The sequence below is a fragment of the Kaistia defluvii genome, from assembly GCF_040548815.1.
Classification (GTDB): domain Bacteria; phylum Pseudomonadota; class Alphaproteobacteria; order Rhizobiales; family Kaistiaceae; genus Kaistia; species Kaistia defluvii_A.
The window spans coordinates 68,084-94,098 of the sequence record NZ_JBEPSM010000003.1 but is presented as its reverse complement, the minus strand read 5'-3'; the positions used below and the strand labels follow the sequence as shown (position 1 = coordinate 94,098).

Annotated in this window: 30 protein-coding genes; 10 read left to right on the top strand and 20 right to left on the bottom strand. The window is 66.8% G+C overall.

Going from position 1 to position 26,015, the window contains the following annotated elements; translation table 11 throughout:
• Position 1: 1 nt before the first annotated feature.
• Positions 2-1,159: a radical SAM family heme chaperone HemW gene (gene hemW, locus ABIE08_RS17330; RefSeq protein ID WP_354552994.1), complete on the top strand. Its 1,158-nt coding sequence runs from the start codon at positions 2-4 to the stop codon at positions 1,157-1,159.
• Positions 1,160-1,667: 508 nt separating this feature from the next.
• Here the strand turns inward: hemW and ABIE08_RS17325 are convergent.
• Positions 1,668-2,891, bottom strand: a complete 1,224-nt coding sequence (locus ABIE08_RS17325) for a penicillin-binding protein activator (protein ID WP_354552992.1) — start codon at positions 2,889-2,891, stop codon at positions 1,668-1,670.
• A 130-nt stretch (positions 2,892-3,021) separates the two neighbouring features.
• On the opposite strand from ABIE08_RS17325, the gene rsmI reads away from it, so the two are divergent.
• From rsmI to ABIE08_RS17300, 5 genes are all read left to right on the top strand, one after another.
• A complete protein-coding gene (gene rsmI, locus ABIE08_RS17320; protein WP_354552990.1) occupies positions 3,022-4,011 on the top strand; it encodes a 16S rRNA (cytidine(1402)-2'-O)-methyltransferase in 990 nt (329 codons plus the stop codon).
• A complete protein-coding gene (locus ABIE08_RS17315; protein ID WP_354552988.1) occupies positions 3,998-4,366 on the top strand; it encodes a YraN family protein in 369 nt (122 codons plus the stop codon). Before rsmI ends, ABIE08_RS17315 begins: the two co-directional genes overlap by 14 nt.
• A gap of 64 nt (positions 4,367-4,430) precedes the next feature.
• Positions 4,431-5,372, top strand: a complete 942-nt coding sequence (gshB, locus tag ABIE08_RS17310; protein WP_354552987.1) for a glutathione synthase — start codon at positions 4,431-4,433, stop codon at positions 5,370-5,372.
• Between the two features lie 106 nt (positions 5,373-5,478).
• Positions 5,479-7,011 (top strand): YifB family Mg chelatase-like AAA ATPase, encoded by a 1,533-nt coding sequence (locus ABIE08_RS17305; protein WP_354552985.1) that lies wholly within the window; start codon positions 5,479-5,481, stop codon positions 7,009-7,011.
• A 481-nt stretch (positions 7,012-7,492) separates the two neighbouring features.
• Complete coding sequence (locus tag ABIE08_RS17300) at positions 7,493-8,329, top strand: GNAT family N-acetyltransferase (protein ID WP_354552983.1); 837 nt, start codon at positions 7,493-7,495, stop codon at positions 8,327-8,329.
• A gap of 59 nt (positions 8,330-8,388) precedes the next feature.
• On the opposite strand, the gene ABIE08_RS17295 is transcribed toward ABIE08_RS17300, so the two are convergent.
• From ABIE08_RS17295 to hisB, 10 genes are all read right to left on the bottom strand, one after another.
• Positions 8,389-9,027 (bottom strand): trimeric intracellular cation channel family protein, encoded by a 639-nt coding sequence (locus ABIE08_RS17295; protein WP_354552981.1) that lies wholly within the window; start codon positions 9,025-9,027, stop codon positions 8,389-8,391.
• Positions 9,028-9,040: 13 nt separating this feature from the next.
• Entirely contained in the window at positions 9,041-9,646 is a 606-nt protein-coding gene (gene grpE / locus ABIE08_RS17290; protein WP_354552979.1) for a nucleotide exchange factor GrpE, read from the bottom strand.
• 122 nt (positions 9,647-9,768) lie between these two features.
• A complete protein-coding gene (locus ABIE08_RS17285) occupies positions 9,769-10,668 on the bottom strand; it encodes a cation diffusion facilitator family transporter (protein ID WP_354552978.1) in 900 nt (299 codons plus the stop codon).
• A 120-nt stretch (positions 10,669-10,788) separates the two neighbouring features.
• Entirely contained in the window at positions 10,789-11,742 is a 954-nt protein-coding gene (coaA, locus tag ABIE08_RS17280; protein WP_354552976.1) for a type I pantothenate kinase, read from the bottom strand.
• A 22-nt stretch (positions 11,743-11,764) separates the two neighbouring features.
• Positions 11,765-12,088 carry a phosphoribosyl-ATP diphosphatase gene (locus ABIE08_RS17275; RefSeq protein WP_354552974.1) on the bottom strand — a complete coding sequence of 108 codons (324 nt, stop codon included), beginning with the start codon at positions 12,086-12,088 and terminating at the stop codon, positions 11,765-11,767.
• A 12-nt stretch (positions 12,089-12,100) separates the two neighbouring features.
• Positions 12,101-12,889, bottom strand: a complete 789-nt coding sequence (hisF, locus tag ABIE08_RS17270; protein WP_354552972.1) for an imidazole glycerol phosphate synthase subunit HisF — start codon at positions 12,887-12,889, stop codon at positions 12,101-12,103.
• A complete protein-coding gene (hisA, locus tag ABIE08_RS17265; RefSeq protein ID WP_354552971.1) occupies positions 12,889-13,629 on the bottom strand; it encodes a 1-(5-phosphoribosyl)-5-[(5-phosphoribosylamino)methylideneamino]imidazole-4-carboxamide isomerase in 741 nt (246 codons plus the stop codon). Before hisA ends, hisF begins: the two co-directional genes overlap by 1 nt.
• The gene (gene hisH / locus ABIE08_RS17260) at positions 13,629-14,279 is read right to left on the bottom strand and encodes an imidazole glycerol phosphate synthase subunit HisH (protein WP_354552969.1); all 651 of its coding nucleotides are present in this window, start codon (positions 14,277-14,279) and stop codon (positions 13,629-13,631) included. Before hisH ends, hisA begins: the two co-directional genes overlap by 1 nt.
• The gene (locus ABIE08_RS17255) at positions 14,276-14,764 is read right to left on the bottom strand and encodes a DUF2628 domain-containing protein (RefSeq protein WP_354552967.1); all 489 of its coding nucleotides are present in this window, start codon (positions 14,762-14,764) and stop codon (positions 14,276-14,278) included. The genes hisH and ABIE08_RS17255 overlap by 4 nt, the downstream gene beginning before the upstream one ends.
• 9 nt (positions 14,765-14,773) lie before the next feature.
• Entirely contained in the window at positions 14,774-15,367 is a 594-nt protein-coding gene (gene hisB, locus ABIE08_RS17250; protein ID WP_266346186.1) for an imidazoleglycerol-phosphate dehydratase HisB, read from the bottom strand.
• Between the two features lie 196 nt (positions 15,368-15,563).
• Between hisB and hslV the strand changes: the two genes are divergently transcribed.
• From hslV to ABIE08_RS17235, 3 genes are all read left to right on the top strand, one after another.
• Positions 15,564-16,130 (top strand): ATP-dependent protease subunit HslV, encoded by a 567-nt coding sequence (gene hslV, locus ABIE08_RS17245; RefSeq protein ID WP_354552965.1) that lies wholly within the window; start codon positions 15,564-15,566, stop codon positions 16,128-16,130.
• Positions 16,131-16,147: 17 nt separating this feature from the next.
• Positions 16,148-17,452 carry an ATP-dependent protease ATPase subunit HslU gene (gene hslU / locus ABIE08_RS17240; protein ID WP_354552963.1) on the top strand — a complete coding sequence of 435 codons (1,305 nt, stop codon included), beginning with the start codon at positions 16,148-16,150 and terminating at the stop codon, positions 17,450-17,452.
• A 194-nt stretch (positions 17,453-17,646) separates the two neighbouring features.
• The gene (locus tag ABIE08_RS17235; RefSeq protein WP_354552962.1) at positions 17,647-18,594 is read left to right on the top strand and encodes a DUF1402 family protein; all 948 of its coding nucleotides are present in this window, start codon (positions 17,647-17,649) and stop codon (positions 18,592-18,594) included.
• Positions 18,595-18,601: 7 nt separating this feature from the next.
• On the opposite strand, the gene ABIE08_RS17230 is transcribed toward ABIE08_RS17235, so the two are convergent.
• The 4 genes from ABIE08_RS17230 to ABIE08_RS17215 are packed head-to-tail and all read right to left on the bottom strand — an operon-like array spanning position 18,602 to position 21,401.
• Positions 18,602-18,982 carry a helix-turn-helix domain-containing protein gene (locus ABIE08_RS17230; RefSeq protein WP_354552960.1) on the bottom strand — a complete coding sequence of 127 codons (381 nt, stop codon included), beginning with the start codon at positions 18,980-18,982 and terminating at the stop codon, positions 18,602-18,604.
• Complete coding sequence (locus tag ABIE08_RS17225; protein ID WP_354552958.1) at positions 18,979-19,569, bottom strand: Smr/MutS family protein; 591 nt, start codon at positions 19,567-19,569, stop codon at positions 18,979-18,981. Before ABIE08_RS17225 ends, ABIE08_RS17230 begins: the two co-directional genes overlap by 4 nt.
• The gene (gene mltA / locus ABIE08_RS17220; protein ID WP_354552956.1) at positions 19,566-20,663 is read right to left on the bottom strand and encodes a murein transglycosylase A; all 1,098 of its coding nucleotides are present in this window, start codon (positions 20,661-20,663) and stop codon (positions 19,566-19,568) included. The genes ABIE08_RS17225 and mltA overlap by 4 nt, the downstream gene beginning before the upstream one ends.
• Positions 20,664-20,678: 15 nt before the next feature.
• The gene (locus ABIE08_RS17215) at positions 20,679-21,401 is read right to left on the bottom strand and encodes a Tim44/TimA family putative adaptor protein (protein WP_354552954.1); all 723 of its coding nucleotides are present in this window, start codon (positions 21,399-21,401) and stop codon (positions 20,679-20,681) included.
• Between the two features lie 247 nt (positions 21,402-21,648).
• Here ABIE08_RS17215 and secB point away from each other — a divergent pair, with 247 nt between their 5' ends.
• Entirely contained in the window at positions 21,649-22,134 is a 486-nt protein-coding gene (gene secB / locus ABIE08_RS17210; RefSeq protein ID WP_266333873.1) for a protein-export chaperone SecB, read from the top strand.
• 87 nt (positions 22,135-22,221) lie between these two features.
• On the opposite strand, the gene dnaQ is transcribed toward secB, so the two are convergent.
• From dnaQ to ABIE08_RS17185, 5 genes are all read right to left on the bottom strand, one after another.
• A complete protein-coding gene (gene dnaQ / locus ABIE08_RS17205) occupies positions 22,222-22,941 on the bottom strand; it encodes a DNA polymerase III subunit epsilon (RefSeq protein ID WP_354552952.1) in 720 nt (239 codons plus the stop codon).
• A 72-nt stretch (positions 22,942-23,013) separates the two neighbouring features.
• Positions 23,014-23,607 (bottom strand): dephospho-CoA kinase, encoded by a 594-nt coding sequence (gene coaE / locus ABIE08_RS17200; protein ID WP_354552951.1) that lies wholly within the window; start codon positions 23,605-23,607, stop codon positions 23,014-23,016.
• Complete coding sequence (locus ABIE08_RS17195) at positions 23,604-24,482, bottom strand: shikimate dehydrogenase (RefSeq protein ID WP_354552949.1); 879 nt, start codon at positions 24,480-24,482, stop codon at positions 23,604-23,606. The genes coaE and ABIE08_RS17195 overlap by 4 nt, the downstream gene beginning before the upstream one ends.
• A gap of 9 nt (positions 24,483-24,491) precedes the next feature.
• A complete protein-coding gene (locus ABIE08_RS17190; RefSeq protein WP_354552947.1) occupies positions 24,492-25,079 on the bottom strand; it encodes a Maf family protein in 588 nt (195 codons plus the stop codon).
• Positions 25,076-25,948 carry a pyruvate, water dikinase regulatory protein gene (locus ABIE08_RS17185; RefSeq protein WP_354552946.1) on the bottom strand — a complete coding sequence of 291 codons (873 nt, stop codon included), beginning with the start codon at positions 25,946-25,948 and terminating at the stop codon, positions 25,076-25,078. Before ABIE08_RS17185 ends, ABIE08_RS17190 begins: the two co-directional genes overlap by 4 nt.
• Positions 25,949-26,015: the final 67 nt, after the last annotated feature.

The window sequence follows — 26,015 nt, the reverse complement described above, 5'->3', positions numbered from 1 at the left end:
CATGGCCCCCCCGATCGAACCCGGATTTGGCGTCTATGTGCATTGGCCGTTCTGCGCAGCCAAGTGCCCCTATTGCGACTTCAACTCGCATGTCCGCCACCAGGGGGTCGATCAGGAGCGGTTCGCCAAGGCGTTCGTCACCGAGATCAAGACGATGGCCGCCAAGTCGCCGGGCAAGACGGTCGATTCGATCTTCCTCGGCGGCGGCACGCCGTCGCTGATGGACCCGAAGACGGTCGGCACCATTCTCGAGGCTATCGGCGCGGCATGGAACGTCGCACCGGATGCCGAGATCTCGATGGAGGCCAACCCTTCCAGCGTCGAGGCGGAGCGTTTCCGCGGCTATCGCGCCGCCGGCGTCAACCGCGTCTCGCTCGGCGTGCAGGCGCTGAACGACACGGACTTGAGGGCGCTCGGCCGGGTGCACAATGTCGAGGAGGCGATGCGCGCCATCGACATCGCCCGCGCCACGTTTCCACGCCTGTCCTTTGACCTGATCTACGCGCGTCCGGGCCAGACGCCGGACTTGTGGCGGGCCGAACTGATGCAGGCGCTGGAACGCGCTTCCGACCACATGTCGCTCTACCAGCTCACCATCGAGCCCGGCACGATGTTCGAGAAGCTATACCAGGCCGGCAAGCTCGCCATTCCCGACGAGGATACCGCCGCCACCCTGTTCGAGATCACGCAGGAGGTCTGCGACAAGCATGGCCGGCCGGCCTATGAGATCTCCAACCACGCGGTTCCCGGCGGCGAATGCCGGCACAATCTCGTCTATTGGCGCTATGGCGAATATGCGGGCATCGGTCCGGGCGCGCATGGCCGCCTGGTCATCGATGGCCAGCGCCACGCCACCGCAACGACGCTGCTGCCCGAAACCTGGCTCGGCCGGGTCGAATCCTGGGGCGACGGCATCGAGACCGACGACATCCTGACCCCTGAGGAATCCGGCGACGAGATGCTGCTGATGGGGCTTCGCCTGACCGAGGGCATCGACCTGCGCCGCTACAAGGCGATCGCCGGCCGCACGCTCGACCCGCGCCGGCTGGCGGACCTGATCGAGCATGGCATGGTCGAGCAGATCGACGAAAACCGCATCCGCGCCACCCGGTCCGGCTCGTTCGTGCTGGACGCCGTGGTCGCCGACCTGGCGGCCTGAGCTGCTGCGTTCACCTCTCCCACAGGGAGAGGTCGGACCGAAGGTCCGGGTGAGGGGTTGCGATCTCACCTGTAAGGCCTGATCCCCTCACCCGCCGGCCTGCAGCCGTCGACCTCTCCCCATGGGAGAGGTGAAGAGGGAGCACCCGCCCAAAGCCCTCGCCCGCTTGCGGGAGAGGGTGGGGTGAGAGTTTTGCTTCCTTAGCATCCCTCCAAGCCACCACCCGCCGAGCGAATGGCTCCCCTAGCATTCTCCGCGACCATCATCCTGAGGTGCCCGGCGAAGCCGGGCCTCGAAGGAGAGGCCAGGAAACGCCGGTCCGATCTCGAAGGCCTGCAAGATGGAGCCCCGCTGGACCCTCCTTCGAGGCTTCGCTGACGCGAAGCGCCTCAGGATGATGGTGGAGCGGGTGGTCAGCTCGAAGGATCAGAAGCTTGGAAGCCGTGCTAGCGAACCCTCACCAGGCGGTTTTCGAACATAGGCCACCCACGATCACGGCCGCCCCCCCCTACGTCCCCGTGCGGGCAAAGGTCTGCGGGGCGCGGTCGATCATCACCGGGGTGCCGCCGCCAAGCTCGTAGACGGCCAGCTGGCGCTGGTTGGTGCCGTCGGGGAGGAAACGGAAGGCGCCGTCGACGCCGATGAAGCCGTTCGGGTTCGCCAGCGTATCGGCCGTGAAGCGCTTGTCGCCATAGCGGGCGGCAAGCCCGGCGGCGAGGCTGGTCGCGTCATAGCCGAGGGAAGCGGTGCGCAGCGGCGGCGCGCCGAACACGCCCTGGTAACGCACCGCGAAGGCGGCATAGCCGGCGCGGTCCGGCGCCGGATACCAGCCGCCGCGAAGCGTCGGCTCGGCGGCGATGCGCGGATCGTCCCACTGGCCCGAGCCCAGGAACTTGACCTGCCCGGGCCGGATGCCACGGGCGGAGAAGATCTGCGCCAGGAAGGGCGCGGCGTCGCCGGCGTCCGGCATGAAGACGGCGTCGACCTGGCCGCTCTGGACCACCGCCGCGATCGCTTCCGCCTTCTGCTGCATGGCGACCCGGTCGAGGCCGTAGCGCTCGATCGTGATGATGCGCGCGCCATTGGCGGTGGCGGCGCGCTGGACGGCCGCCTCCATCACCGTGCCATAGCCATTGTCGGGCAGCAGCGCCGCGATGGAGCGTTTTCCCTGCGAGGCGGCATAGCTGATGATCCGGTCGGCATCCGACTGCGGCAGGAAGCTCAGCAGATAGACGTTGCGGGCGGCGATGTTGGTATCGGTCGAGAAGGCGACGATCGGCACGCCGGCCGGCCTTGCGACGGAGGCCGCCGCCGCGACGGACTGGGCGAAGAGCGGCCCGATGATCAGTTCGGCACCCTGCGAGATCGCCTCGGTCGCCGCCTCGCGCGCGCCTTCCGGCGTGCCGCGGTCATCCTTGACCAGGATCTGCAGATTGGCGCCGCCCTGGAATTCGCGCAGCGCCAGATCGGCGGCATTCTTCAGATTGGCGGCGATGACTCCGGCATTGCCGGTGGCCGAAGCCGGCACCAGCAGCGCGACGCGCACCGTGCCCTTGCCGAGCGTCTCGCCATGGGCGGGAGTGGCGCCCGTCGCCGCCGGCGCCAGGCTGGCGCCCACGCCCGGCCCTCCCACGGTCGAGGCGCAGGCGGCGAGCAGGCCGAGCGCGGCGACGCAGGAAGCGAACGCCCCCGCCTTGCCCGCATCCAGCCGTTCGGAACGGAACCAACCCACACGCCTTCTCCTGTTCAATCGCAAGATGTAACTGTACTGGAAAGCCCATGGTTGTTCAGCGGCAAAGAGCGGCGGTTTCGGTGAATTCAGGTCTGGTGTCACATCTCCACAACGTCGGCGCGGGCGAGTCATGAGCGCTCCCGCGAGACCGGTCCATCCGGACAGCGCCGGCGGCGAGAGCCAGGCCGGCTATCAGATCGACGGCCAGCGCCTGCGCGCGCCGGCGATCGAGCCCGGCCTCTATATCGTCTCGACGCCGATCGGCAATCTGCGCGACATCACGCTCCGCGCGCTGGCGACGCTCGCCGCCGCCGATGTGATCGCCTGCGAGGATACGCGCGTCACCCGCGTGCTGACCCGCCATTACGGCATCGAGACCGAGCTGTTCGCCTATCACGAGCACAATGCCGACCGGCAGCGGCCGAAACTGCTGGCGGCGCTCGCCGCCGGCAAGACGATCGCGCTGGTGAGCGACGCCGGCACGCCGCTGGTTTCCGATCCGGGCTTCCGGCTGGTCGGCGACGTGCTGGGGGCCGGCCACCGCGTCGTCCCGATCCCCGGCGCCTCGGCGCTGCTCACCGCCCTGGTCGCGGCGGCGCTGCCCACCGACACCTTCCTGTTCGCGGGCTTCCTGCCCAACCGCACCGTCGGCCGCAAGAAGCGGCTCGCGGCGCTGGCCGAGGTGCCGGCGACGCTGATCTTCTATGAATCGCCGCACCGGACGGCGGATTCTCTCGCCGACATGGCGGAAACGCTGGGCGCCGACCGCCCGGCCGTCGTGGCGCGCGAACTGACCAAGACCTTTGAAACAATCCGGCGCGGAACGCTGGGATCGCTGGCCGAAGCCTTTGGCAACGAGCCATCGCCCAAGGGCGAGATCGTGATCCTGATCGGCCCGCCGGTCGCCAGCGAGCCCGAAGCCGAGGAAGTCGACTCGCTGCTCGCCCGGCTCCTGGAAAACCATCCGTTGAAGGAAGCGGCGGCGCTGGCCGCCACCGCCACCGGCATGCCGAAGCGCGACCTCTACCAGCGCGCGCTGGAGCTGAAGGCGGAAGCGGCCGGCGACGAGGAAGACGAGGACGACGGCGAACCGGACTCCGACGACGATGGCGCGGCCTGACCGCCGCGCCTCCGAACGCCATGGCCGTTTCGCCGAAACGGTCGCAGCCCTTTACCTCAACCTGAAGGGCTATCGCACGATCGCACGGCGCTTCCGCAGCCCGCTCGGCGAGATCGACCTCGTCATGCAGCGCGGGCGGACGCTGGTCTTCGTCGAGGTCAAGGCGCGCCGGACGCAGGACGCCGCGATCCTGGCGATCCCGCCCGCTGCGCGCGACCGGCTCATCCGGGCGGCAGAAAGTTTCGTCGCCCGGAACCCCCAGGCGGCCCAGCTGACGCTCCGTTTCGACATCGTCGCCGTCCTGCCACGCCGGCTGCCGCGCCACATCGTAGATGCTTTTGCAAGGGATCGCTGACAGCGGCATTGCCATTCGGCCCCGCCACACGACATAAGAGGCCTATTCCGCATTGGGGGCCTATATGTCGCTTTCCGTCGCCGTCCAGATGGACCACATCGCCAAGATCAATATCCGTGGCGATTCCACCTTCGCCCTGATGCTGGAAGGCCAGCGACGCGGCCACAAGCTCTATCACTACACGCCCGACCGGCTGTCGCTGAATGACGGCCGGGTCGAGGCAGCGATCGAGGCGGTCACCGTCCGCGACGTGCCGGGCGACCATTTCTCGCTCGGCGAGGCGGAGCGTACGGACCTTTCGACCCTGGACGTGGTGTTCCTGCGCCAGGATCCGCCCTTCGACATGGGCTACATCACGACGACGCACCTGCTCGAGCGCATCCATCCGAAGACGCTGGTGGTCAACGACCCCGCCGAGGTGCGCAACGCGCCGGAAAAGATCTTCGTCACCGAATATCCCAAGCTGATGCCGCCGACGCTGATCTCGCGCGATCCCGAAGAGATCCGCCGCTTCCGCCAGGAGCATGGCGACATCATCATCAAGCCGCTGTTCGGCAATGGCGGCGCCGGCGTGTTCCGCCTGTCGGAGGGCGACCAGAACCTCGCCTCGCTGCTGGAAATCTTTGCCGCCGCCTATCGCGGCGAACCCTATGTCGTGCAGCGCTACCTGCCGGCGGTGCGGGCCGGCGACAAGCGCATCATCCTGGTCGACGGCGTCGCGGTCGGCGCGATCAACCGGGTGCCGGCGGATGGCGAGTCGCGCTCCAACATGCATGTCGGCGGCCGCCCCGAGCCGATCGAGCTGACCCGGCGCGACCGCGAGATCTGCGAGGCGATCGGGCCGGACCTGAAGAAGCGCGGCTTCGTCTTCGTCGGCATCGATGTCATCGGCGACTACCTGACTGAGATCAACGTGACCTCGCCGACCGGCATCCGCGAGGTAAAGCGGTTCGGCGGCGCCGACATCGCCGCGCTGGTCTGGGACGCGGTCGAATCCAAGCGCTAGGGTTAACAGGGCGCTAACAGGATCTGCGCTTCGCGGCGGATGTTCACGACCTGTTCTTGACTCTCCCCGAGATTGACGTAACGTCATCGTCAAAGGGAGAGCGGGCATGGTCGCGCATGTCACGACGGTGGCTTTTCAGGGCATCGAGGCGGTTCCGGTCGACGTCCAGGTGCAGATCGCGCCTGGCTTCCCTGGCATCATCATCGTCGGCCTGCCGGACAAGGCGGTGGCGGAGAGCCGGGAGCGGGTGCGGGCCGCGCTGCATGCCTCCGGCCTCGCCCTGCCGCCGAAGCGGATCATCATCAACCTGGCGCCGGCCGATCTGCCCAAGGAGGGCAGCCATTACGACCTCCCGATCGCGCTCGGCCTGATGGCCGGGCTCGGCGCGCTGCCGGGGGACCAACTGACCGATTTCGTTGTGCTCGGCGAACTGGCTCTGGACGGCACCATCGCCACCGTGGCGGGTGTCCTGCCGGCGGCAATCGGCGCCAACGCCATGGGGCGCGGGCTGATCTGCCCGGCCGCATGCGGGCCGGAGGCAGCCTGGGCCGGCGGTGACATGGAGATCCTCGCGCCGCGCAGCCTGATCGCCATCGCCAACCACTTCAAGGGCACGCAGGTGCTGACCCGGCCGACGCCGGCGCTGCAGCGCGACGGCGCCCCCCTCCCCGATCTCGCCGATGTGCGTGGCCAGGAAAGCGCCCGCCGCGCGCTGGAAATCGCCGCCGCCGGCGGCCACAACCTGCTGATGGCCGGACCGCCCGGCGCCGGCAAGTCGATGCTGGCGAGCCGCCTGCCCTCGATCCTGCCGCCGCTCTCGCCCAAGGAACTGCTGGAAGTCTCGATGATCGCCTCGATCGGCGGCGAGCTTTCCGGCGGCAAGCTGACCGATCGCCGGCCGTTTCGCGCGCCGCATCACTCCGCCTCGATGGCCGCGATGGTCGGCGGCGGCCTGCGCGCCCGGCCGGGCGAGGCGTCGCTTGCCCATCACGGCATTCTCTTTCTGGACGAGCTGCCGGAATTCACGCCCCAGGTGCTCGATTCGCTGCGCCAACCGCTCGAAGCCGGCGAGGTGCTGATCGCCCGCGCCAACCACCGCATCCGCTATCCCTCGCGTTTCCAGCTGATCGCGGCCATGAATCCCTGCCGATGCGGCATGGCGGGGGAACCGGGCATGAGCTGCAAGCGCGGCCCGCGTTGCGCCGCCGACTACCAGGCGCGGCTTTCCGGGCCCTTCCTCGACCGCATCGACATGCGCATCGAGGTGCCGGCGGTGACCGCCAGCGATCTGATCGGCACGGCCCCGTCCGAGAGCAGCGCTACCGTGGCCGAGCGGGTGGCGGCAGCGCGCGCGCTGCAGGCGGAACGGTTCGAGGCGCTCGGCGTCGACGACATCCGCACCAACGCCCAATGCGCCAGTTCGCTGATCGAGACGATCGCCACGCCCGACGAGGCCGGTATCAAGCTGCTCGGCGACGCAGCCGCCGCGCTCAAGCTGTCCGCGCGCGGCTATCACCGCGTGCTCAAGGTGGCGCGCACCATCGCCGATCTCGACGGCGCCGAGACCGTCGGCCGCCTGCACCTCGCCGAGGCGCTGCGCTACCGCGTCGCCGGCGATCGCATCCTGGCGGCGGCCTGAACGGCTCATCGAGTGAATGGATGGCTGGGGAGAAGGATAGATCGGGACCAGCCGCCATCTTCGGCGGGGCGCCGGGACGGACGCGCATCGGCAGTGGGCTGGCTCGTGAGGATCGACGGATCGACCCGCCCCCCTCCTCCAAACAGTCCCATGATCCTAGGCGGAGCATGCGTCCGGACGACCCGAGCCGTCTGGGGATGTGTCGACCGTCTGAGTGGCAGGCCTCAGGACGCGCTTTGCCGGCGAAGCGGCAACGGCGCAGGACGATCCGCGGAAGAGCTTCGTCACCAAACTGTCGGAGAGATGTGATTTCCTCGCCCCGTAGCTCGCGATCTCGGCATGAGAGGGTCGGGCGGAGCAGGAGAACGGTGTGATGGTGAAGCGCGTGAACGCAGCGTCGCAGCAGGTCCAGCGTGTATCGGCGGCGATCATTGCTTTGCCGGCACTATCGCAGCGCGTATTCGGCGGTATAAGACTTCCGATGCCGAAAGCCCTTCGCCCCGCCCTGCCCCTACCTGAGTCGCTCGGACGAATCGGAGCGCTGGAAGTCCGGCTCGCCGTCACCCCGCGCGAGGTGAAAAAGGCGCAGAAGCTGCGCTACAAGGTCTTTTACGAGGAAATGTCGGCCATTCCCGACGTGCAGGCGCAGCTTTCGCGCCGCGATCGCGACGGCTTCGACCGGATTTGCGACCACCTCCTCGTCATCGACCATGATACGCGCACAGCCGCTGGCGAAGCCGCCATCGTCGGCACCTACCGGCTGCTGCGCCAGGAAGTGGCAAGCCGGCATACCGGATTCTATTCGGCCAACGAGTTCGACCTCGGCCCGCTGCTAGAGCGCCACGCCGCGCTGAATTTCCTCGAGCTTGGCCGCTCCTGCGTGCTGAAGCCCTATCGCACCAAGCGCACGGTCGAACTGCTCTGGCACGGCATCTGGAGCTATGTCCGCAGCCATGGCATCGATGTGATGGTCGGCTGCGCGTCGCTCGAAGGCACCAATCCCGACGCCCTGGCGCTGCCCCTCTCCTTCCTGCACCACAATGCCCGCGCGCCGGCCGAATGGTCGGTGAGCGCGCTGCCGCATCGTCGTGTCGCGATGGACCGGCTGCCGGAAGGGGCGATCGACATGAAGGCGGCGCTGAAGACGCTGCCGCCGCTGATCAAGGGCTATCTGCGCCTTGGCGCCTATATCGGCGACGGCGCCGTGGTCGATCGCCAGTTCGGCACGACGGATGTACTGATCGTGCTGCCCGTGGCCTCGATCAACGAGCGCTATGTCAACCACTACGGCGTCGACGCGACCCGCTACGCGGCCTAGAGCGTTTTCGAGCGAAGTGGGTACCGGGTCGCGTGAAGAAAACGCGATCCCACAAGGCTCTAGCGCGGCGGGAAGGCCCGCCCGGCGCGCGAGCGGTAAGTCGGCAGCGTCCAGCCGAAGATCAGCGCGCCGGCGCGCACGATGAAGGCGCAGATTGCGCCGAGGAAGGCCGCCGGCCAGAACGGCAGGCCGAAATGGCTCGCCAGCACGAACAGGGCGGCGCCGACCACCGTCGCCGTGACGTAGATTTCCCTGCGCAGCAGCACGGATGGCTCGCCGGTGACGATATCGCGGATGATGCCGCCGAAGGTGGCGGTGACGACGCCCATCACCACCGCGCCGAACGGGCTGGCCCCGGCGTTGAGCGCCCGGGCCGCGCCCATGACGCAATAGCCGGCTATGCCGATCGCGTCGGCCCAGAGCAGCAGCCGGTAGCGGTACTCGACGAAGGGCGCCAGGAAGAAGACGATGACGCCGGTCAGGGCACAGAGCACGACCGGCGCGGGCTGGGTGATCCAGAAGACCGGGGTCGCGCCCAGGATCACGTCCCGGATCGTGCCGCCCCCGACGCCGGTCATGGCGGCGAGGAAGACGAAGCCGACGAGATCGAGCTGCCGCCTGGAGGCGGCGAGCGCCCCCGTGACGGCGAAGACGAAAACCCCGATAAGGTCGAGGCTGTAGAGCAGGGCAGCGTCCACAGCCTCCCCCGCCTTAGGTCGAACGCGGCGTCGAATCGTCCGCTTCGGTCTTCACTTCCTTCGGCTTCGGCGCGCCCTTGGCGACGCCGACCATGGCCGGACGCAGCACGCGATCGCCGATCACGTAGCCGGACTGCATGACCTGCATAACGGTGCCGGCCGGCTGCTCGGTGGTCGGGATCTCGAACACCGCCTGGTGCATGTGCGGATCGAACTTCTGGCCGAGCGGATCGAGCTTGCGGACGCCGTGCTTCTCCAGCGAGTTGACCAGATCGCGCTCGGTCATCTCGACGCCGTCGATGAGCAGGTTCAGCGCCTCGCTGCTGCTGCGGGCTTCGTCCGGCACCGCCTCGATCGCGCGGGCGAGATTGTCGCCGGCGGTCAGCATGTCGCGGGCGAAAGCGGCGATCGCATATTGGCGCGCATCAGCGACTTCGCGCTCGGTGCGGCGGCGAAGGTTTTCCATCTCGGCAATGGTTCGCAGCACGCGATCCTTCAACTCGGCCGATTCGGCTTCGAGCGCCGCAATACGAGCCGCCGCGACGTCGCCGTCCACGGCCGCGGCTGCCGCTTCAGCGGCTGCTTCGGTGGGGGATACGGGCTGGGTATCGTCAGACATGGCGAACTCTCTTTTGATCAGAACCAAAGGTAGGCCCGATATCATGAGTTTAGGGCAGAAAATCAAGCGCTGCGCCAGCCTGCCATCGGTCACGACGCCGGCAGAACGACTCTAAAGCGCTGCTAGAGGACAATCACGCCGTGATGCAGCGCCTCTGCCTCGGGTTCGACATGGATCAGCACTTCCGATCCCTGGATCGCCTGGTTGAGCGCCGCCTCGATGCGGTCGCAGATGACGTGGCCGGCGGCGACCGTCATCGAACCCGGAACCACGAGGTGGAATTCGATGAAGATAACGCGGCCGGCATTGCGGGTCCGGAGGTCATGCACCTCGATGGCGCCCGTCGCCTCGGTCGAGATGATGCCGCGGATTTCGCTTTCCACCTCGCTGGAGACGGCATGATCCATGAGGCCGCCAACCGAATCGCGGATGACGCGCCAGCCCGACCAGAGGATGTTGATGGCGACGATCACCGCCAGCAGCGGATCGAGCACGATCCAGCCCGTCAACGCCACTAGCACGAGGCCGCAGAACACGCCGATCGAACTGATGACGTCGCTGGTCAGGTGCCAGGCTTCGGCGATGAAGGCGGGGGAGCGGCGGCGGCGGCCGAAGCGGAACAGATACATCGCCCAGGCGCCGTTGATGGCGGTCGCGATCAGGTTGATCGTCAGGCCGAGGCCGGGATTTTCCAGCGCGTGCTGCGCCTCATAGCTGATCCAGGCCTCGCGCAGGATCAGAAGGGCGGCGACGACGATCAGGACGCCTTCCAGCACGGCGGAGAAATACTCGGCCTTGTGATGGCCGAACTGGTGATCGCTGTCGGCCGGCTTGTGGCTGACGCGGATGGCCCAGAACGCCGCCACGGCGGTCGCCAGATTGACGATGCTCTCCAGCGCGTCGGAATAGAGCGCGACGCTCCCCGTCTGCAGATAGGCGGCATATTTCAGCGCCATCACGACCAGCGCGATGACGATCGAGCTGAGCGCGACAAGCGTTATCCTGTCGTTCCATTTCGGCATGATCGTCCTCGGCATATCGGCGGTTTCGGCGCATTAGCACCGCCTCGAGGACGCTTCAACGGCTATCTTCGCAACTGCGAACGAGTGGCAATCGAACCTGCCGGAAACCCAGCAAACGCCTCAAAGACGGCGCAGCGCGACCTGCTCGATCAAATGACTTTCCCCTTTGCTGAGGATAAGATCTGCGCGCGGCCGGGTCGGGCGGATGTTCTCGTCGAGATTGACCCGGTTGATGCGCGACCACAGCCGCTCGGCGATCGCCAGCGCCTCGTCGTCCGGCACCATCGCATAGCGATGGAAGTAGGAATTGGGGTCGCGGAAGGCGGTCTCGCGCAGGCGCTGGAACCGCTCGACATACCAGCGCCGGATATCCGCCTCGTCGGCATCGATATAGATCGAGAAATCGAAGAAGTCGGAGACGAAGGGCACCGCCGTGCCGTCGCGCGGCAGGCGCGGCGCCTGCAGGACGTTGATGCCCTCGACGATCAGGATGTCGGGGCGGTCGATGGTGATCCGCTCGCTCGGCACGATGTCGTAGACCAGATGCGAATAGACCGGCGCGGAGACGCTGCCGAGGCCCGCCTTGATGTCGGACAGGAAGGCGAGCAGCGCCGGCAGGTCGTAGCTCTCGGGGAAGCCCTTGCGCTCCATCAGCCCTTCGCGCTCGAGCACGGCGTTGGGATAGAGGAAGCCGTCCGTGGTGATCAGGTCGACCTTCGGCGTGTTGGTCCAGCGGGCGAGCAGCGCCTTCAGCACGCGCGCCGTGGTCGACTTGCCGACGGCGACCGAGCCGCCAATGCCGATGATGAAGGGCGTCTTGCCTTCATTGGCGCCGAGGAAGGTGCGGGTCGCGTTGTAGAGGCCCTGGGTCGCGGCGACATAGAGGCTGAGCAGGCGCGACAGCGGCAGGTAGATCGTCACGACCTCGTCGATCGAGATCGGGTCGTTCAGGCTGCGCAGGCGGGAAAGGTCGTCCTCGGTCAAGGTAAGCGGCATGTCGGCCCGGAGGCTTGCCCATTCCTTGCGGCCGAAGATGCGATGCGGGGCGTGCTCGATCCGCGCGGACTTGTCCATGGTCATTCTCCCGGGCCGAGGATCACTCCGCCGGCCGCGACGCCTTTTCCTGCAGCCCGGTCTGCCGGGTGCGGCCTTCGAGCTCCGCCATGACCGCGTCGAGCGGCACGGCGGAGGCTTCCAGCATGACCAGCAGATGATAGAGCACGTCGGCCGCCTCCGCCGTCAGTTCGGCCGGGTTGCGCTCGGTCGCGGCGATAACGGCCTCGACCGCCTCCTCGCCGAACTTCTTGGCACAGCGCGACGGCCCCTTGGCCACCAGCTTGGCCGTGTAGGAGCCGGGATCGCCGGAATGGGCGCGATCGCGGACGATGGCGGCGAGATCGGAAAGCGTGAAATCGGACATGCCCTGCCCTCCTCAGCCGTCGAGCCGGACGGGAATGCCAGCCGCCGCCATATGGGTCTTGACCTCGCCAATGGTGAACTGGCCGAAGTGGAACACGGATGCCGCCAGCACCGCGCTGGCATGGCCCTCGATCACGCCATCGACGAAATGATCGAGCGCGCCGACGCCGCCCGACGCGATCACCGGGATAGGCACCGCATCGGCGATGGCGCGGGTGAGCGCGAGGTCGAAGCCGTCGCGCGTGCCGTCGCGGTCCATCGAGGTCAGAAGGATCTCGCCGGCGCCGAGCGCCGCGACCTCGATCGCATATTCGATCGCGTCGATGCCCGTCGCCTTGCGGCCGCCATGGGTGAAGATCTCCCAGCGGTCGTGATGATCGCCGCTCATGCCGCGCCGCTTGGTCTGCTTGGCGTCGATGGCGACGACGATCGCCTGGGCGCCGAACTTTTCCGCCGCGCGGGCGACGATCATGCGGTCCGTCACGGCGGCGGAGTTGATCGCCACCTTGTCGGCGCCGGCCAGCATCAGGGCGCGGATGTCTTCCACCGCACGGACGCCGCCGCCGACGGTCACCGGCATGAAGCAGGCTTCGGCCGTACGCGCCACGACATCGAGGATGGTGCCGCGGTTTTCATGCGTCGCCGTGATGTCGAGGAAGCAGAGTTCGTCGGCGCCGGCCGCGTCATAGGCTTTTGCCGCCTCGACGGGATCGCCGGCGTCGATCAGGTCGACGAACTGCACGCCCTTGACGACTCGGCCGTCATGCACGTCGAGGCAGGGAATGATGCGGGTCTTCAGCATCAGGCATTCTCCCGCGCTTCGCGGATCAGCTTCAGCGCCTCGGCCGGGTCGAGCCGGCCATCATAGAGCGCGCGGCCGGAGATTGCGCCTTCGAGGATGGCGCAATCGGGCTGCAGCAGGCGCTTCACGTCGTCGAGCGAGGCTAGGCCGCCGGAGGCGATGACCGGGATCTCGACGGCACGGGCGAGCGCCAGGGTCGATTCGATGTTGAGGCCCTTGAGCACGCCGTCGCGATCGATGTCGGTGAAGACGATGGCCGCGACGCCGGCATCCTCGAACCGGCGCGCCAGTTCGATGGTGGTGAGCTCGGAGGTCTCGGCCCAGCCCTCGACGGCGACCTTGCCGCCGCGCGCGTCGATGCCGACGGCGACGTGGCCCGGATGGGCCTTGCAGGCCTCGCGGACGAGGTCGGGATCTCGCACCGCGATGGTGCCGAGAATGACGCGGGCAATGCCCTTGTCGAGCCAGGCTTCGACACCGGCACGGTCTCGGATGCCGCCGCCGAGCTGGACCGGCATCTTGACGGCCTTGAGGATCGCCTCGACCGCCGCGCCATTGACCGGCTGGCCGGCAAAGGCACCGTTCAGGTCGACGACGTGCAGATATTCAAAACCCTGCGTCTCGAATTCATGCGCCTGGGCGGCGGGATCGGTGTTGAACACCGTCGCCTGCTCCATGTCGCCGAGCTTCAGGCGGACACAGGCGCCGTCCTTCAAATCGATGGCCGGGAAAAGGATCATCAGGGCTTCCACTTCAGGAAGTTGGCGAGAAGGGCGAGACCGAGCTTCTGGCTCTTCTCGGGATGAAACTGCGTGCCGGCGATGTTGCCGGTGGTGACGATCGCGGTGATCGGGCCGCCATAATCGGCCGTCGCCACGACGTCGCCGGCGTGCTCGGCATAGAACTGGTAGCCATGCAGGAAATAGGCGTGCCAACCATCATCGCCCAGCGCGATGCCGTCGAGCAGCGGGTGCGGACCGGAGGCATTGAGCGTGTTCCAGCCCATATGCGGGATCTTCAGGCGCGGATCGCTCGGCTCGATGCGGCGGACCTCGCCCTGGATGCGGCCAAGGCCCTTGGTCACGCCATATTCGATGCCGCGCGTGGCGAGCAGCTGCATGCCGACGCATATGCCAAGGAAAGGCCGGCCCTGCGCGTCGATCGCCTCGTTGATCGCCTCGATCATGCCGTCGACGCTGTCGAGGCTGGTGCGGCAATCCGCAAAGGCGCCGTCGCCGGGCAGCACGATGTGATCGGCCTTGGCAACGACCTCCGGATCGGCGGTGACGACGACGGGGGCCGTCGAGCCGTTGCGCGAAGCGGCAAGCTCCAGCGCCTTGGCGGCCGAGCGAAGATTGCCGGCGCCGTAGTCAATGATGGCAATGGTCATCGGGTCGTTCCCGGGGTCGGAAAGAGGCCGACAATGTCGGTCGAAAAACTAGGGCGTGCGGCAGGGCCCGCGGCCGCGCCGGCAGTGACCTGATCAGCGTCGTCCGGCGCGCCTGCCGGACGATGGAAGAAGCGGATCTCCGCCTCCGCGATCGAACGGCCGTCGACGACGGCGCGCTCGGCAAAGCCGCGCCGCGCCAGCGTCCAGCGCCGCAACGTGTTGCCTTCGACGCCGAGATAGAGCGCGCCGAGAATGCCGAGCGCGGTCGCCGTCGGCGCGCCGAGAAAGCGGCCGGCAAGTTCGATCGCGACCGCGAACAGGGCATAGAAGCAGAGCACGATCCACATGCGACGATACAGCATCCAGATCACCGGGATGATCAAGGCGGGCCAGCAGAAGCCGTCCTTGACGAAGATCATCCGGTCGGCCTCGCTCGCTCCGCCGGTCGCGGAAACAGGCGGTGCGTGAACGGTATAGGTCGTCATGACGCCCTCTCAGTCGCCCAGCTTGCCCTTAGTCGACGGCACGCGATCGGCCTGGCGCGGGTCGATCGACGCGGCCACCCGAAGCGTCCGCGCGACCGCCTTGAAGCAGGTCTCGGCAATATGGTGGTTGTTGTCACCATAGAGATTTTCGATGTGCAGCGTGATGCCGGCGTTCTGGGCGAAAGCCTGGAAGAATTCCTTGAACAGCTCGGTATCGAAATCGCCGACCTTGTCGCGCGAGAACTCGACCTTCCAGACCAGATACGGCCGGCCGGAAACGTCGATGGCGCAGCGGGTCAGCGCCTCGTCCATGGCGAGGTGGGTATCGGCATAGCGCGTGATGCCGCGCATCTCGCCCAGCGCCTTCTTGAGCGCCTGGCCGATGGCGATGCCGACATCCTCCACCGTGTGATGCTGGTCGATATGCAGGTCGCCCTTGCACCGGATGGTCAGGTCCATCAGGCCATGGCGGGCCAGCTGATCGAGCATATGGTCGAAGAAACCGACGCCCGTGGCGATGTCGGCGCGGCCGGTGCCGTCGAGATCCAGCGTCACCGCGATCTCGGTTTCCTTCGTCTTGCGCTCGATCGTGGCGCTACGCATATCTGCTTTCCTTCTTAGTCCCGCTCGGCCCAATTCAGCCCAGGACAGCCGGCTTTTATCAGGCGTTTCCTTGTAACGCCATAAGGTTGAGCAAGCCTTTGCATCGCCGGGCGGCGCGCCTACATATGACGCTCTAGCCAAACAGGGATCGCCGCGGGGCCTCAGGGACCAAGGCGATCCGCCACGAAAGCAGATCATGACACATTCCCAGAATGACAGCCCCTATGCGGCTTGGCACGGGACGACGATCATCACCGTTCGCAAGGGCGACAAGGTGGTCATCGCCGGCGACGGCCAGGTATCGCTCGGCCAGACGGTGATCAAGCACACCGCCCGCAAGGTTCGCCCGCTCGGCAAGGGCGGCGTCATCGCCGGTTTCGCCGGCTCGACCGCCGACGCCTTCACCCTGTTCGAGCGACTGGAAGCCAAGCTTGAGCAATATCCCGGACAACTGACGCGCGCCTGCGTCGAACTCGCCAAGGACTGGCGCACCGACCGCTATCTGCGCCATCTCGAGGCGATGATGCTGGTCGCCGACAAGACCACCAGCCTGGTTCTCACCGGCAATGGCGACGTGCTGGAGCCGGAAGGCGGCGTGATGGGCATCGGTTCCGGCGGCAATTACGCGCTCGCCGCCGCCCGCGCCCTGATGGACAGCGATTTGACCGCCGAACAGATCGCCCGCAAGGCGATGGCGATCGCCGCCGACATCTGCGTCTACACCAACACCAGTGTCACGCTCGAGCAGCTCGACGCAGCCTAGGGCGGACAGGAAACCTCATGACCAATTTCTCTCCCCGCGAGATCGTCTCCGAGCTCGACCGCTACATCATTGGCCAGAACGACGCCAAGCGCGCCGTCGCCATCGCCCTGCGCAACCGCTGGCGCCGCCAGCAGCTCGAAGGCACGATGCGCGAAGAGGTTCTGCCGAAGAACATCCTGATGATCGGGCCGACCGGCGTCGGCAAGACGGAGATCTCGCGCCGCTTGGCCAAGCTCGCCGGCGCGCCCTTCCTCAAGGTCGAGGCGACCAAGTTCACCGAAGTCGGCTATGTCGGCCGCGACGTCGAGCAGATCATCCGCGACCTTGTCGAGATCGGCATCGGCCTGACCCGCGAGAAAAAGCGCAAAGATGTCGAGGCCAAGGCCCACCTTTCGGCCGAGGAGCGCGTGCTGAACGCCCTCGTCGGTGAATCGGCCAGCCCCGCGACGCGCGAAAGCTTCCGCAAGAAGCTGCGCGCCAACGAGCTGGACGACAAGGAAATCGAGATCCAGGTGCGCGACCAGTCGGGCGGCATGCCGCAGTTCGACGTTCCCGGCATGCCCGGCGCCTCGATCGGCGTGATGAACATCGGCGACATGCTCGGCAAGGCCTTTGGCGGCAAGACCAAGACGCGTCGCGTCACGGTAAAGGACAGCTACAAGGTGCTGATCGACGAGGAATCCGACAAGCTTCTCGACGACGACGCGCTGACGGCCGAGGCGATCAGCGTCGTCGAGAATGACGGCATCGTCTTCCTGGACGAGATCGACAAGATCTGCGCCCGCGAGGGCCGCTCCGGCGATGTCTCGCGCGAAGGCGTGCAGCGCGACCTGCTGCCGCTGATCGAGGGCACGACGGTCGCGACCAAATACGGGCCGGTGAAGACGGACCACATCCTGTTCATCGCGTCCGGCGCCTTCCACATCGCCAAGCCGTCGGACCTGCTGCCGGAATTGCAGGGCCGCCTGCCGATCCGCGTCGAGCTTCAGGCCCTGACCCAGTCCGATTTCCGCCAGATCCTGACGGAGCCGGAATCGAGCCTGATCAAGCAGTATGTCGCGCTGATGCAGACCGAAGGCGTCAACCTGGTCATCGCCGAGGACGGCATCGACGCGATCGCCCGCATCGCCGTCGAGGTCAACAGCTCGGTCGAGAATATCGGCGCGCGCCGGCTGCAGACCGTGATGGAGCGGATCCTCGACGACATCAGCTTCGCGGCCCCGGATCGCTCCGGCGAGACGGTGACCATCGACGCTGCCTATATCGAGGCGCATATCGGCGATCTCTCGCGCAACATCGACCTGTCGCGCTACATCCTCTGATCGCCCTGCCCCGACAAGCCTGACCGGCCCCGTCGACCTGACCGTCGGCGGGGCCGGTTTGCCATCCAAGGGAATTATCCGGCCAGTGTGGCAGGGATGCCGTTTTCGAGCCCGGTTTTCCGATGCTATAAGGCGCGGATCGGCCGATCCGTGACGGGGTGCGGTCATTCCCTCGACCGAGCGACGGATCCCCCATGCGTCTTCTGCGCAGTGCCCTGCTTGCTTCCATCGTCGTTGCGACGATCCTGCCCGCCTGGGCGCTCGTCGCCGTGCCGCCGGGCAACCGGTCGAAGGAACAGCCGGCGATCGACATGAGCTCGATCAAGCGCGCCGGCGAAACGCGCGAGAGCTTCGAGGCCAAGTACAATCGCATCTATGCGCTGCTGAAGCGCGACAAGAGCCTGATGCGGTCGATCAAGCGCGCCGCCGCCACCTATGGCGTCGACCCGGTGCACCTGATCGGCGCGATTGTCGGCGAGCACACCTACAATGTCGGCGGCCTCGACAGCGCCCAGTCCTATTACGTCAAGGCGCTGGCCTATCTGGGCACCACCGACCTCGCCTTTGGCTACCAGGGTGAATCCGTCAGCCAATTCGTGTCCCGGCCGCAGTTCGACGTCTGTGACGGGTTCAAATCCGCCTATGACCTGTGGACCTGCCGCGAAGACGTCTGGGACAAGGATTTCCGCGGCAGGAAGGTCGACGGCAAGTCGTTCCCGCGCGACCGCTTCTCGAAGGTCTTCTTCCAGCCGCTCTATGCGGGCCAGACCTTCGGCCTCGGCCAGATCAATCCGCTGACCGCGCTGACGGTGACCGACATCGTGCACCGCAAGAGCGGCCTGCCGCTGCTCGACGCGGAGCGCGCGCCGCAGCTCTACCAGGCGATCATGGATCCCAACATGTCGCTCGACTACATGGCGGCGATCATCCGCCTGTCGATCGATGTCTATCGCGACACGGCCGGCGTCGACATTTCCAACAATCCCGGCATCACCTCGACGCTGTACAATGTCGGCGACGTCAAGGTGCGCGCCCGCGTGCTCGCCGCCGAGCGCAAGCGCAACAAGAACGCCATGCCGCAGGAAAACTACTATGGCTGGCTGGTGAACGACCGGATCGACGATCTGCGCAAGCTGCTCTGACGGGCGCTCAGGCGCCGTCGACATGATCGCGCGCCGCCGCGTCGCGAACCGCTTTCTTGAGATCCCTCAGGGATTTGGCGCTGAGGCCGCCGATCTTCGCCGCCAGCAGATGCGCCAGTTCGGTCGCCGCCGGATCGAGGCCGGCCGTGTCGACGATGACGCGCGGATGCGAGGTTTCGGCCAGCCGCTGAAGCTCCTCGGCCTCGTCCCAGATCACGTTGAAATAGGCGATGATGCGCTGGACCATGAACCAGCTCGGACTGCCGCGCCGCCCGTGCTCGAGAGCCGAGAGATAGGAACTGGAAACACCCAGAGCCTCGGCCATCGTCTTCAGCGACAGGCCGCGCTCGTCGCGCATCGCGCGCAGACGCTGGCCGAACGGGGTCACGCCCCGCCCGCCTTGTGCGCCGTCCGCTTCTTGCGGATCCGGACATAGAGCGCGCCGCCGCCGCCATGGCTACGATGTGCTTCCTCGAAGCCGATGACGATGTTGCGAAGACCGGGCTCCGCCAGCCATTGCGGTACGCGACGGCGCAGGATGCCGCGCTCGTTCATGCCATAGGGATCCTCGGCGCCGACCTTGCCCTTGCCGGTAATCACGATCACCAGCTTGGAACCGCGGGATTGGGCGTCATGCAGGAAGCCCCGCAGCCGGTCATGCGCGTCGAGCTGAGTGAGGCCATGCAGATCAATGCGGCCGTCGATCTCGATGGTGCCGCGCGCGACACGGGTCAGCGTGCGGCGCTCGATCGGGTGCAGCGGCGGAGGCGGGGGCGGCACGGCCTTGCCCAGCTTGCCGGACTTGGCAGGCGTCCCCGTCCCTTTTGCAGCAACGGAGACAGAGGGTGGCGTCTCGACCACCGGCGGCGGAGGCGGCGGAACGGTGTCTTCCGGCCGCAGCGGCGCGACGGTACGGGCGACGGTGGCCCAGAGCGTCCGTTCCTCGCCGGAAAGGCTTCGCTTGCGTCGCGTCATGGAGCGCTCCGCGGCGCCAGGACGACAAAGCCGCCAGCAGCCTGCATGCGCCCCGCGATCCGGCCGGCTTCATCGCCCGAGCCGAAGAAGATATCCCCCCGCGCCGGACCGAGAATGGCCGAGCCGGTATCCTGCGCCATCATCAGGCGGCGGAAGGCACCGCCCCCCTCGGCCTGCGGCAGCACGGTGTCGATCCAGACCGGCGCGTGAAACGTGTGCAGCGTGCGGTCGACGGCAAGGCTGCGCCCGGCCGTCAATGGCACCTTGGCGGCGGCGATCGGACCCAGCGCCGAATCCTGCACCGCCGCTTCGCGGAAGAAGATGTAGGAGCGGTTCTGCCAGATCACCTCGGAGGCCTGTTCCGGGTGATCAGCGAGCCAGGCACGGATCGACTGCATGCTGACGCCGCCCTTGGGCAGCGCCTGCCGGTCAAGCAGCACCTTGCCGACCGACGTATAGGCGTGGCCCGACTTCGCGGCGTAGGTAACGCGCAGCATCTCGCCATCCGGCAGGCGCAGGCGCGCCGCACCCTGGATGTGGACGAACAGCGCATCGACGCGATCCGCGAGAAAGGCGAGTTCCAGCCCGCGCCCGGCGAGCGCGCCGCGCTCGATTTCGCCCCGGTCGAAGAACGGTTCGAATCCGCTTCCCGTCCGGCGCGCGAAACGCATGCCGGGCTCAAGACCGGGTGGCGGATTGTGCTCGTCGACTTCGACCAGTTCGGCCGGCGGCGCCAGCAGCGGCACGGTGAAGCCATCCGTCCGGGTTCGCGACGCGGCGACTTCCGGCTCGTAGAAGCCCGTGAAAAAGCCGCGCGCCGGTTCGGCGACAACCTTCATCGGCTGGAAATGCGTCTCGAAGAACGCCCTGGCCTCGTCGCGGCCAAGTTCGGCCGGCATGGCGGCGGCGATCCGGGCGATGCGGGCGAGGGCGGCCCCGTCTATGCCGAGCGCGCGGGTCTTCGGTTCGTGTTCGGCGGCGTAGAGGGCGCTCAGACGATAGGCGCGCCAGGCCTCGGCATGATCATCGTCATGCCAGCCATCGAGCGCGCCAAACGGCACGGGCACAGGCCGGGCGTTTCCATCCGTCGACACGAGCGATTTTCCCGGTCATTCAACGGTTTCGGTGGCGACGAGCAACCAGTTCGGATCGCGGGAGGAGACATCGCGCGCAAAGGTCCAGATGTCCGTGACATCGGCGATATGCACGGGATCGCCGTCGACGATCTCGCCGGCCTTGTCGCGCGTCGCCGAGATCAGCTTGGAGACAAACTTGACCGAGACCTGGGCATTGCCGCCCTTCAGGGCCGCATCGACCATCTCGACCTTCTCAAAGCCGACGAAGTTGAACTCGACCGTCTCGCCGCGCGATTCACGCTCGGTGATGGCGTGGGAAAAGCCGTCGAACACTTCACGGCCGAGCAGCGGCTTCAGCGCCTTCTGGTCGCCCTTGGCGAAGGACGTGACAATCATCTCGTAGGCGGTGCGCGCGCCGTCGATGAACTGCTGCGGATCGAAGCTGCGATCCGCCGCCATGATCTCGCCGACGGCGGCGGCAAGCGGCGTACCGGGGGTCGCGACGGCCGAGATGCGATGATCGACATCCTGGGCGGCAATCGTCGCGGCCGAGACATCCTCACTGGGGCGGCGGGGCAGGGTGACGACCTTGCCATCATTCGCCGCTTCCGGCTCATCCGCCTTGCGGCGGGTGAACGGATCAAAGGGGGGACGCTCATTGCCGGTACGCTGACCGAGCACGCCGCGCAGCTTGAAGAAGATCACCACCGCGAGGACGAGGAAGATCAGCGTATAGATATCGACGAAGCCGTTCATGCCGAAGGCGTCCTGTCCTATTCTGGGGTGTCCATGAGGCCGATTGCGCACGTTCGAGCGATCATAGACCCAATGTGGTAATCGTTGGGCGTCGATCCAAGTCCGTCAAGGACACAATGCCATCCGTGGCGCGCGCATGTCTCCGACGAGCTTGGTACAGCCGCTTGTATCACCGAGACGGAAGTGTTAGCGAGCCCACTTGTTAAGATCAGGCCATTCGGCCGATTGTTCCAGGGGAGCCGCCTTCATGGCCGATGACAACGAAAACGGCGCGGGTCAGCTCGCCCAGCCGAACCTTTCGATCCTGTTGCAATATGTGAAGGATTTGTCCTTCGAAAACCCCGGCGCACCGCGCTCGCTGGGTCCGCGCCGCGCCGCGCCGCAGATCAACATCGGCATCAATGTCGGCGCCAATCCGCTGGAAGGCGACGACTACGAGATCGAGCTGCGCCTGGAAGGCCGCGCCACGGACGGTGACCAGACCCTGTTCGTCGCCGAGCTGGTCTATGCCGGCGTGTTCCGCGTCTCCAACGTGCCGCAGGAAAACCTGGCGCCGATCCTGATGATCGAATGCCCGCGCCTGCTGTTTCCCTTCGCGCGCCAGATCCTGGCCGACATGACCCGCAATGGCGGCTTCCCGCCGCTGCTGGTCGATCCCGTCGATTTCACCCAGCTCTACCGTCAGCGCCTGATGGAAATGGCCGCCGCCCAGCAGGGTTCGCGTCCGAGCTGATCGCCTCCGCGACCGCTTGCATGAAAAAAAGCTCCTGAACCGGCAGTTCAGGAGCTTTTTTATTGGGCGCTGGCTCGCGAGCCGAATTCAGGCCGGCTCGGCCTCTTGCGGCAGATAAGCGTTCCAGAGCGCGCTCTCGCCCATCTTGCCGATGAAGGCGCGATGCGCGGCCTGCTCTTCCGGCGTGACGCGGAACAAGCGCGGCACCGGGCGCTGCTGCGGCGCCGCCACGATGATCAAGCCGCCATCATCATTGACCTCGGCGACCGTATCCGGGACCAGCACGAGATCCGGCTGCCGCCCGCCGATCAGTTCGAGATAGACATCGGCCAGCAGCACGGAGTCGATGAGACCACCATGCACGGTGCGGGAGCTGGTATCGACGCCGTAGCGCGAGCAGAGCGCGTCGAGTGTATTGGCGGCCTTGGGATGCTTGCGGCGCGCCAGGGCGAGCGTGTCGATCACCCGGTCCGGCGGGATCGGCGGCTTGCCGAGACGGGCAAACTCCGCGTTCAGGAAGCCGATGTCGAAATTGGCATTGTGGGCGATCAGGGTCGCGTCGCCGATGAAGTCGAGGAATTCGTCGACGACGGCGCTGAACAACGGCTTGTCGGCGAGAAACTCAGTCGAGAGCCCGTGCACGCGAAACGCCTCGTCCGGCATGGCGCGTTCGGGATTGATGTAGACGTGATAGTGGCGGCCGGTCGGCAGATGGTTGAACAGCTCGACCGCGCCGATTTCCACCAGCCGGTCGCCCTTCAGGGGCTCGAGTCCGGTCGTTTCCGTATCGAAGACGATTTCGCGCAAAGATCTGCTCCCGTTCGTTCCGCTTTTATCGCGGTGCAGGCTGGCGGCGCAAGAATTTCGCGACCGGAGACGTCAGGTCGCGGCCTTCGCCGCCAGCGCCCGCACGATGTCGGCCACGGCATGCGCCGCCGCTTCCTTGCTGCCGCCGGTATCGACGATGAAATGCGCGCGCCGCCGCTTTTCCGCATCCGGCATCTGCCGCGCAAGGATCGCCTCGAGCCGCGCCGGCGTCATGCCGGGACGCTCCAGCACCCGCGCCGCCTGGATCTCGGCCGGGGCGCTGGCGACGACGACCACGTCGACGCGCCGTTCGGCCCCGGTTTCGAGCAGCAGCGGCACGTCGACGACGAACATCGCTCGACCCTCGCGACGCGCCGCTTCCATCCGCTCCGCTTCGACGGCCTGCACCATCGGATGCACGATCGCCTCCAGCGCCGCCAGGCCGTTCGGATCGGCGGCAAGCAGGTTCGACAGCCTGCCGCGGTCGACCGTGTCGTCCAGGATCGCATCGGGAAACCGTTCGGCGACCCGCGGCACGGCGGCGCCACGATAGAGCGCATGCACGACGGCGTCGGCGTCATGCAGCACCGCGCCATGCGCGGCGAACAGCCGGGCCGTGGTCGACTTGCCCATGCCGATCGATCCAGTGACGCCGATGACAATCACGCTGCCGCACCCGCTTCGACGATGCCCATATCGGCCAGGATCAGGCGGCGCAGCTCGGGCGTGACGACCGGCCGGCGGCCGAACCAGCGTTCAAAGCCCGGAACCGCCTGGTGCAGCAGCATGCCGAGACCGTCGACCGTCTGGAGCCCGCGCGACCGCGCCGCCTTCAGCAGCGGCGTTTCGAGCGGGATGTAGACGATATCGGTCACGAGCAGGTCATCGCGCGCGGCTGCGAGGTCGATGTTCAGCGGCGGCTGGCCTTCCATGCCGAGCGAGGTGGTGTTCACCAGCAATCCGGCTTGCGGCAGCAGGGCAGGGAGGTCGTCCCAGTCGGCCGGCCGGATATCCGGGCCGAAACGCTCGGCCATCGCCTCGGCGCGGTCGCGAGTGCGGTTGACGACATGGATCGGCGCAAAGCCGCGCGCCTGCAGCGCCCAGATCACGGCCCTGGCGGCACCGCCCGCGCCCAGCACGATCGCCGCGCCCGGATTGGCATCGAAGCCCGGCGCCAGCTGATCGAGATTGGCAATGAAGCCCTCGGCGTCGGTGTTGGAGCCCATCAATCGGCCGTCTTCGAGCCACACCGTGTTGACCGCGCCCAACGCAGTGGCGACGGCATCGGCATGCGCGACCGAGGCGAAAGCCACTTCCTTGTGCGGGACGGTGACGTTGCAGCCGATGAACGGACCACCGGCGAAATTCGCGAAGAAATCCGCGGCATGCTCCGGCTCGACCGGATGGCGCACATAATCGCCCGTCAGGCCAAGCTCCGCGAGCCAATGGCGGTGGATGATCGGCGAACGCGAATGCTTGACCGGCCAGCCGATGACGCAGGCGGTCGGCACGGCAGAAGCCTGGAGCGAAGAAGGGGTCATGGCGCCTCGTCAGGACGGAAGGACGCCGCGCTGGCGCAGGATTTCGAGAAGCGGCAGCAGCGGCAGGCCGAGAATGCTGAAATAATCGCCCTCGATGGCGGAGAACAACTGGATTCCGACACCCTCGAGCAGATATGCGCCGACGGACCACAGAGCCGAATCTCCGGCCGCGTCGAGATAACGCTCAATTTGCCCCTCATCGAGCGGCCGCATCGTGAGGCTGGCCGTGGTGACGAGTTCCCAGATGATCTCGCCGTCCGCAGCCAGAACGACGGCTGTGCGCAACCGGTGCGTCTTGCCGGCAAGCCTGGCGATCTGGCGCGCCGCGTCGGCGCGATCGGCCGGCTTTACGAAACGCTCGCCATCGAGATCGAGAACCTGGTCACCGCCCAGCACGAGCGCGCCGGGGCCATCGATCGCCAAAGCCTTGGCGCGCGCCAGCGCCAGCGCGATCTCTGTCGGCGATGCGCCGGCTGCCAGCAACGGCGCCTCCAGCGCGCGTTCATCGATGCCCGGTGAAACGGCATCGAAGGGGATACCGGCATTGCGGAGCAGCGCGATGCGGGTCGCGCTGGTCGAAGCGAGGATCAGCTTCATCGCGCAGGCTCGTCCCGGCCCGCGACATCCTTGCCAAGCTTGCCGGTAGTACCCTGCTTGCTGCGAAGAGCGAGAATGGCGGCGGCGGTTTCCTCGATCGACCGGCGCGTCACGTCGATAACCGGCCAGCCATTGCGGGCGCAGATCTTGCGCGTCGCGGCGATCTCGTTGGCAACGGCGGCGCGGTCGACATAGGGATCGTCCTCGCCAAAGCTCGAATTGGAAAGCACGCGGTTCTCGCGCATTTGCACGATGCGGTCCGGCGTCGCCACCAGGGCGACGATCAGCGGTCGGGTAGCTGATTCCAGCTCGACGGGCAGGCCGATGCCCGGAACGATCGGAATGTTGGCGGTGCGCACGCCGCGATTGGCCAGGTAGATGCTTGTCGGCGTCTTCGAGGTGCGGCTGACGCCGATGATGACGATCTCGGCGAGGTCGAGATCCTCCGGCAACTGGCCGTCATCATGCATCATGGTGAAGGTGAGGGCCTCGATGCGGCGGAAATAATCGCCATCCAGCGAGTGCTGCGCACCGACCCGGCCCTGGCTGGGGGCGCCGAGATAGGACTGGAATACCTGAAGCACGGGATCGAGCACGGAGAAGCACGGCACGCCGATGTCGCGGCAGCCCTGCTCCAGCATGGTCGCCATCGATCGGTCCACCAGCGTGAACAGAACGATGCCGGGTTCCTGACCGATTTCAGCAACCAGCCTTTCGATCTGTTTCGGCGCGCGAACCATGGAATGCATGTGCTCAATCACTTCCACGCCGGGATACTGGGCCGAAGCAGCCCTACCGACCGTCAGCAACGTCTCGCCCGTGGCATCTGAAATCAGATGAAGGTGCAGGTGTCGGGCCTCGTTCTTCACACTGTCATCCCCAGGGCTGTGGACAGAACGGGGATAAACTCCCGGTCCGGTCTCGCACGCCCGTCTT

Coding starts and splice junctions, on each gene's coding strand:
- rsmI (WP_354552990.1), top strand. CDS start 3,022: ATGAGCGCTCCCGCGAGACCGGTCCATCCGGACAGCGCCGGCGGCGAG.
- hisH (WP_354552969.1), bottom strand. CDS start 14,279: ATGACCATTGCCATCATTGACTACGGCGCCGGCAATCTTCGCTCGGCC.
- gshB (WP_354552987.1), top strand. CDS start 4,431: ATGTCGCTTTCCGTCGCCGTCCAGATGGACCACATCGCCAAGATCAAT.
- ABIE08_RS17255 (WP_354552967.1), bottom strand. CDS start 14,764: ATGACGACCTATACCGTTCACGCACCGCCTGTTTCCGCGACCGGCGGA.
- hisB (WP_266346186.1), bottom strand. CDS start 15,367: ATGCGTAGCGCCACGATCGAGCGCAAGACGAAGGAAACCGAGATCGCG.
- ABIE08_RS17275 (WP_354552974.1), bottom strand. CDS start 12,088: ATGTCCGATTTCACGCTTTCCGATCTCGCCGCCATCGTCCGCGATCGC.
- ABIE08_RS17215 (WP_354552954.1), bottom strand. CDS start 21,401: ATGAACGGCTTCGTCGATATCTATACGCTGATCTTCCTCGTCCTCGCG.
- ABIE08_RS17300 (WP_354552983.1), top strand. CDS start 7,493: ATGCCGAAAGCCCTTCGCCCCGCCCTGCCCCTACCTGAGTCGCTCGGA.
- hisF (WP_354552972.1), bottom strand. CDS start 12,889: ATGCTGAAGACCCGCATCATTCCCTGCCTCGACGTGCATGACGGCCGA.
- ABIE08_RS17315 (WP_354552988.1), top strand. CDS start 3,998: ATGGCGCGGCCTGACCGCCGCGCCTCCGAACGCCATGGCCGTTTCGCC.
- ABIE08_RS17285 (WP_354552978.1), bottom strand. CDS start 10,668: ATGCCGAAATGGAACGACAGGATAACGCTTGTCGCGCTCAGCTCGATC.
- ABIE08_RS17305 (WP_354552985.1), top strand. CDS start 5,479: ATGGTCGCGCATGTCACGACGGTGGCTTTTCAGGGCATCGAGGCGGTT.
- secB (WP_266333873.1), top strand. CDS start 21,649: ATGGCCGATGACAACGAAAACGGCGCGGGTCAGCTCGCCCAGCCGAAC.
- ABIE08_RS17195 (WP_354552949.1), bottom strand. CDS start 24,482: ATGACCCCTTCTTCGCTCCAGGCTTCTGCCGTGCCGACCGCCTGCGTC.
- ABIE08_RS17190 (WP_354552947.1), bottom strand. CDS start 25,079: ATGAAGCTGATCCTCGCTTCGACCAGCGCGACCCGCATCGCGCTGCTC.
- hslU (WP_354552963.1), top strand. CDS start 16,148: ATGACCAATTTCTCTCCCCGCGAGATCGTCTCCGAGCTCGACCGCTAC.
- coaA (WP_354552976.1), bottom strand. CDS start 11,742: ATGGACAAGTCCGCGCGGATCGAGCACGCCCCGCATCGCATCTTCGGC.
- grpE (WP_354552979.1), bottom strand. CDS start 9,646: ATGTCTGACGATACCCAGCCCGTATCCCCCACCGAAGCAGCCGCTGAA.
- hisA (WP_354552971.1), bottom strand. CDS start 13,629: ATGATCCTTTTCCCGGCCATCGATTTGAAGGACGGCGCCTGTGTCCGC.
- ABIE08_RS17235 (WP_354552962.1), top strand. CDS start 17,647: ATGCGTCTTCTGCGCAGTGCCCTGCTTGCTTCCATCGTCGTTGCGACG.
- hemW (WP_354552994.1), top strand. CDS start 2: ATGGCCCCCCCGATCGAACCCGGATTTGGCGTCTATGTGCATTGGCCG.
- ABIE08_RS17225 (WP_354552958.1), bottom strand. CDS start 19,569: ATGACGCGACGCAAGCGAAGCCTTTCCGGCGAGGAACGGACGCTCTGG.
- hslV (WP_354552965.1), top strand. CDS start 15,564: ATGACACATTCCCAGAATGACAGCCCCTATGCGGCTTGGCACGGGACG.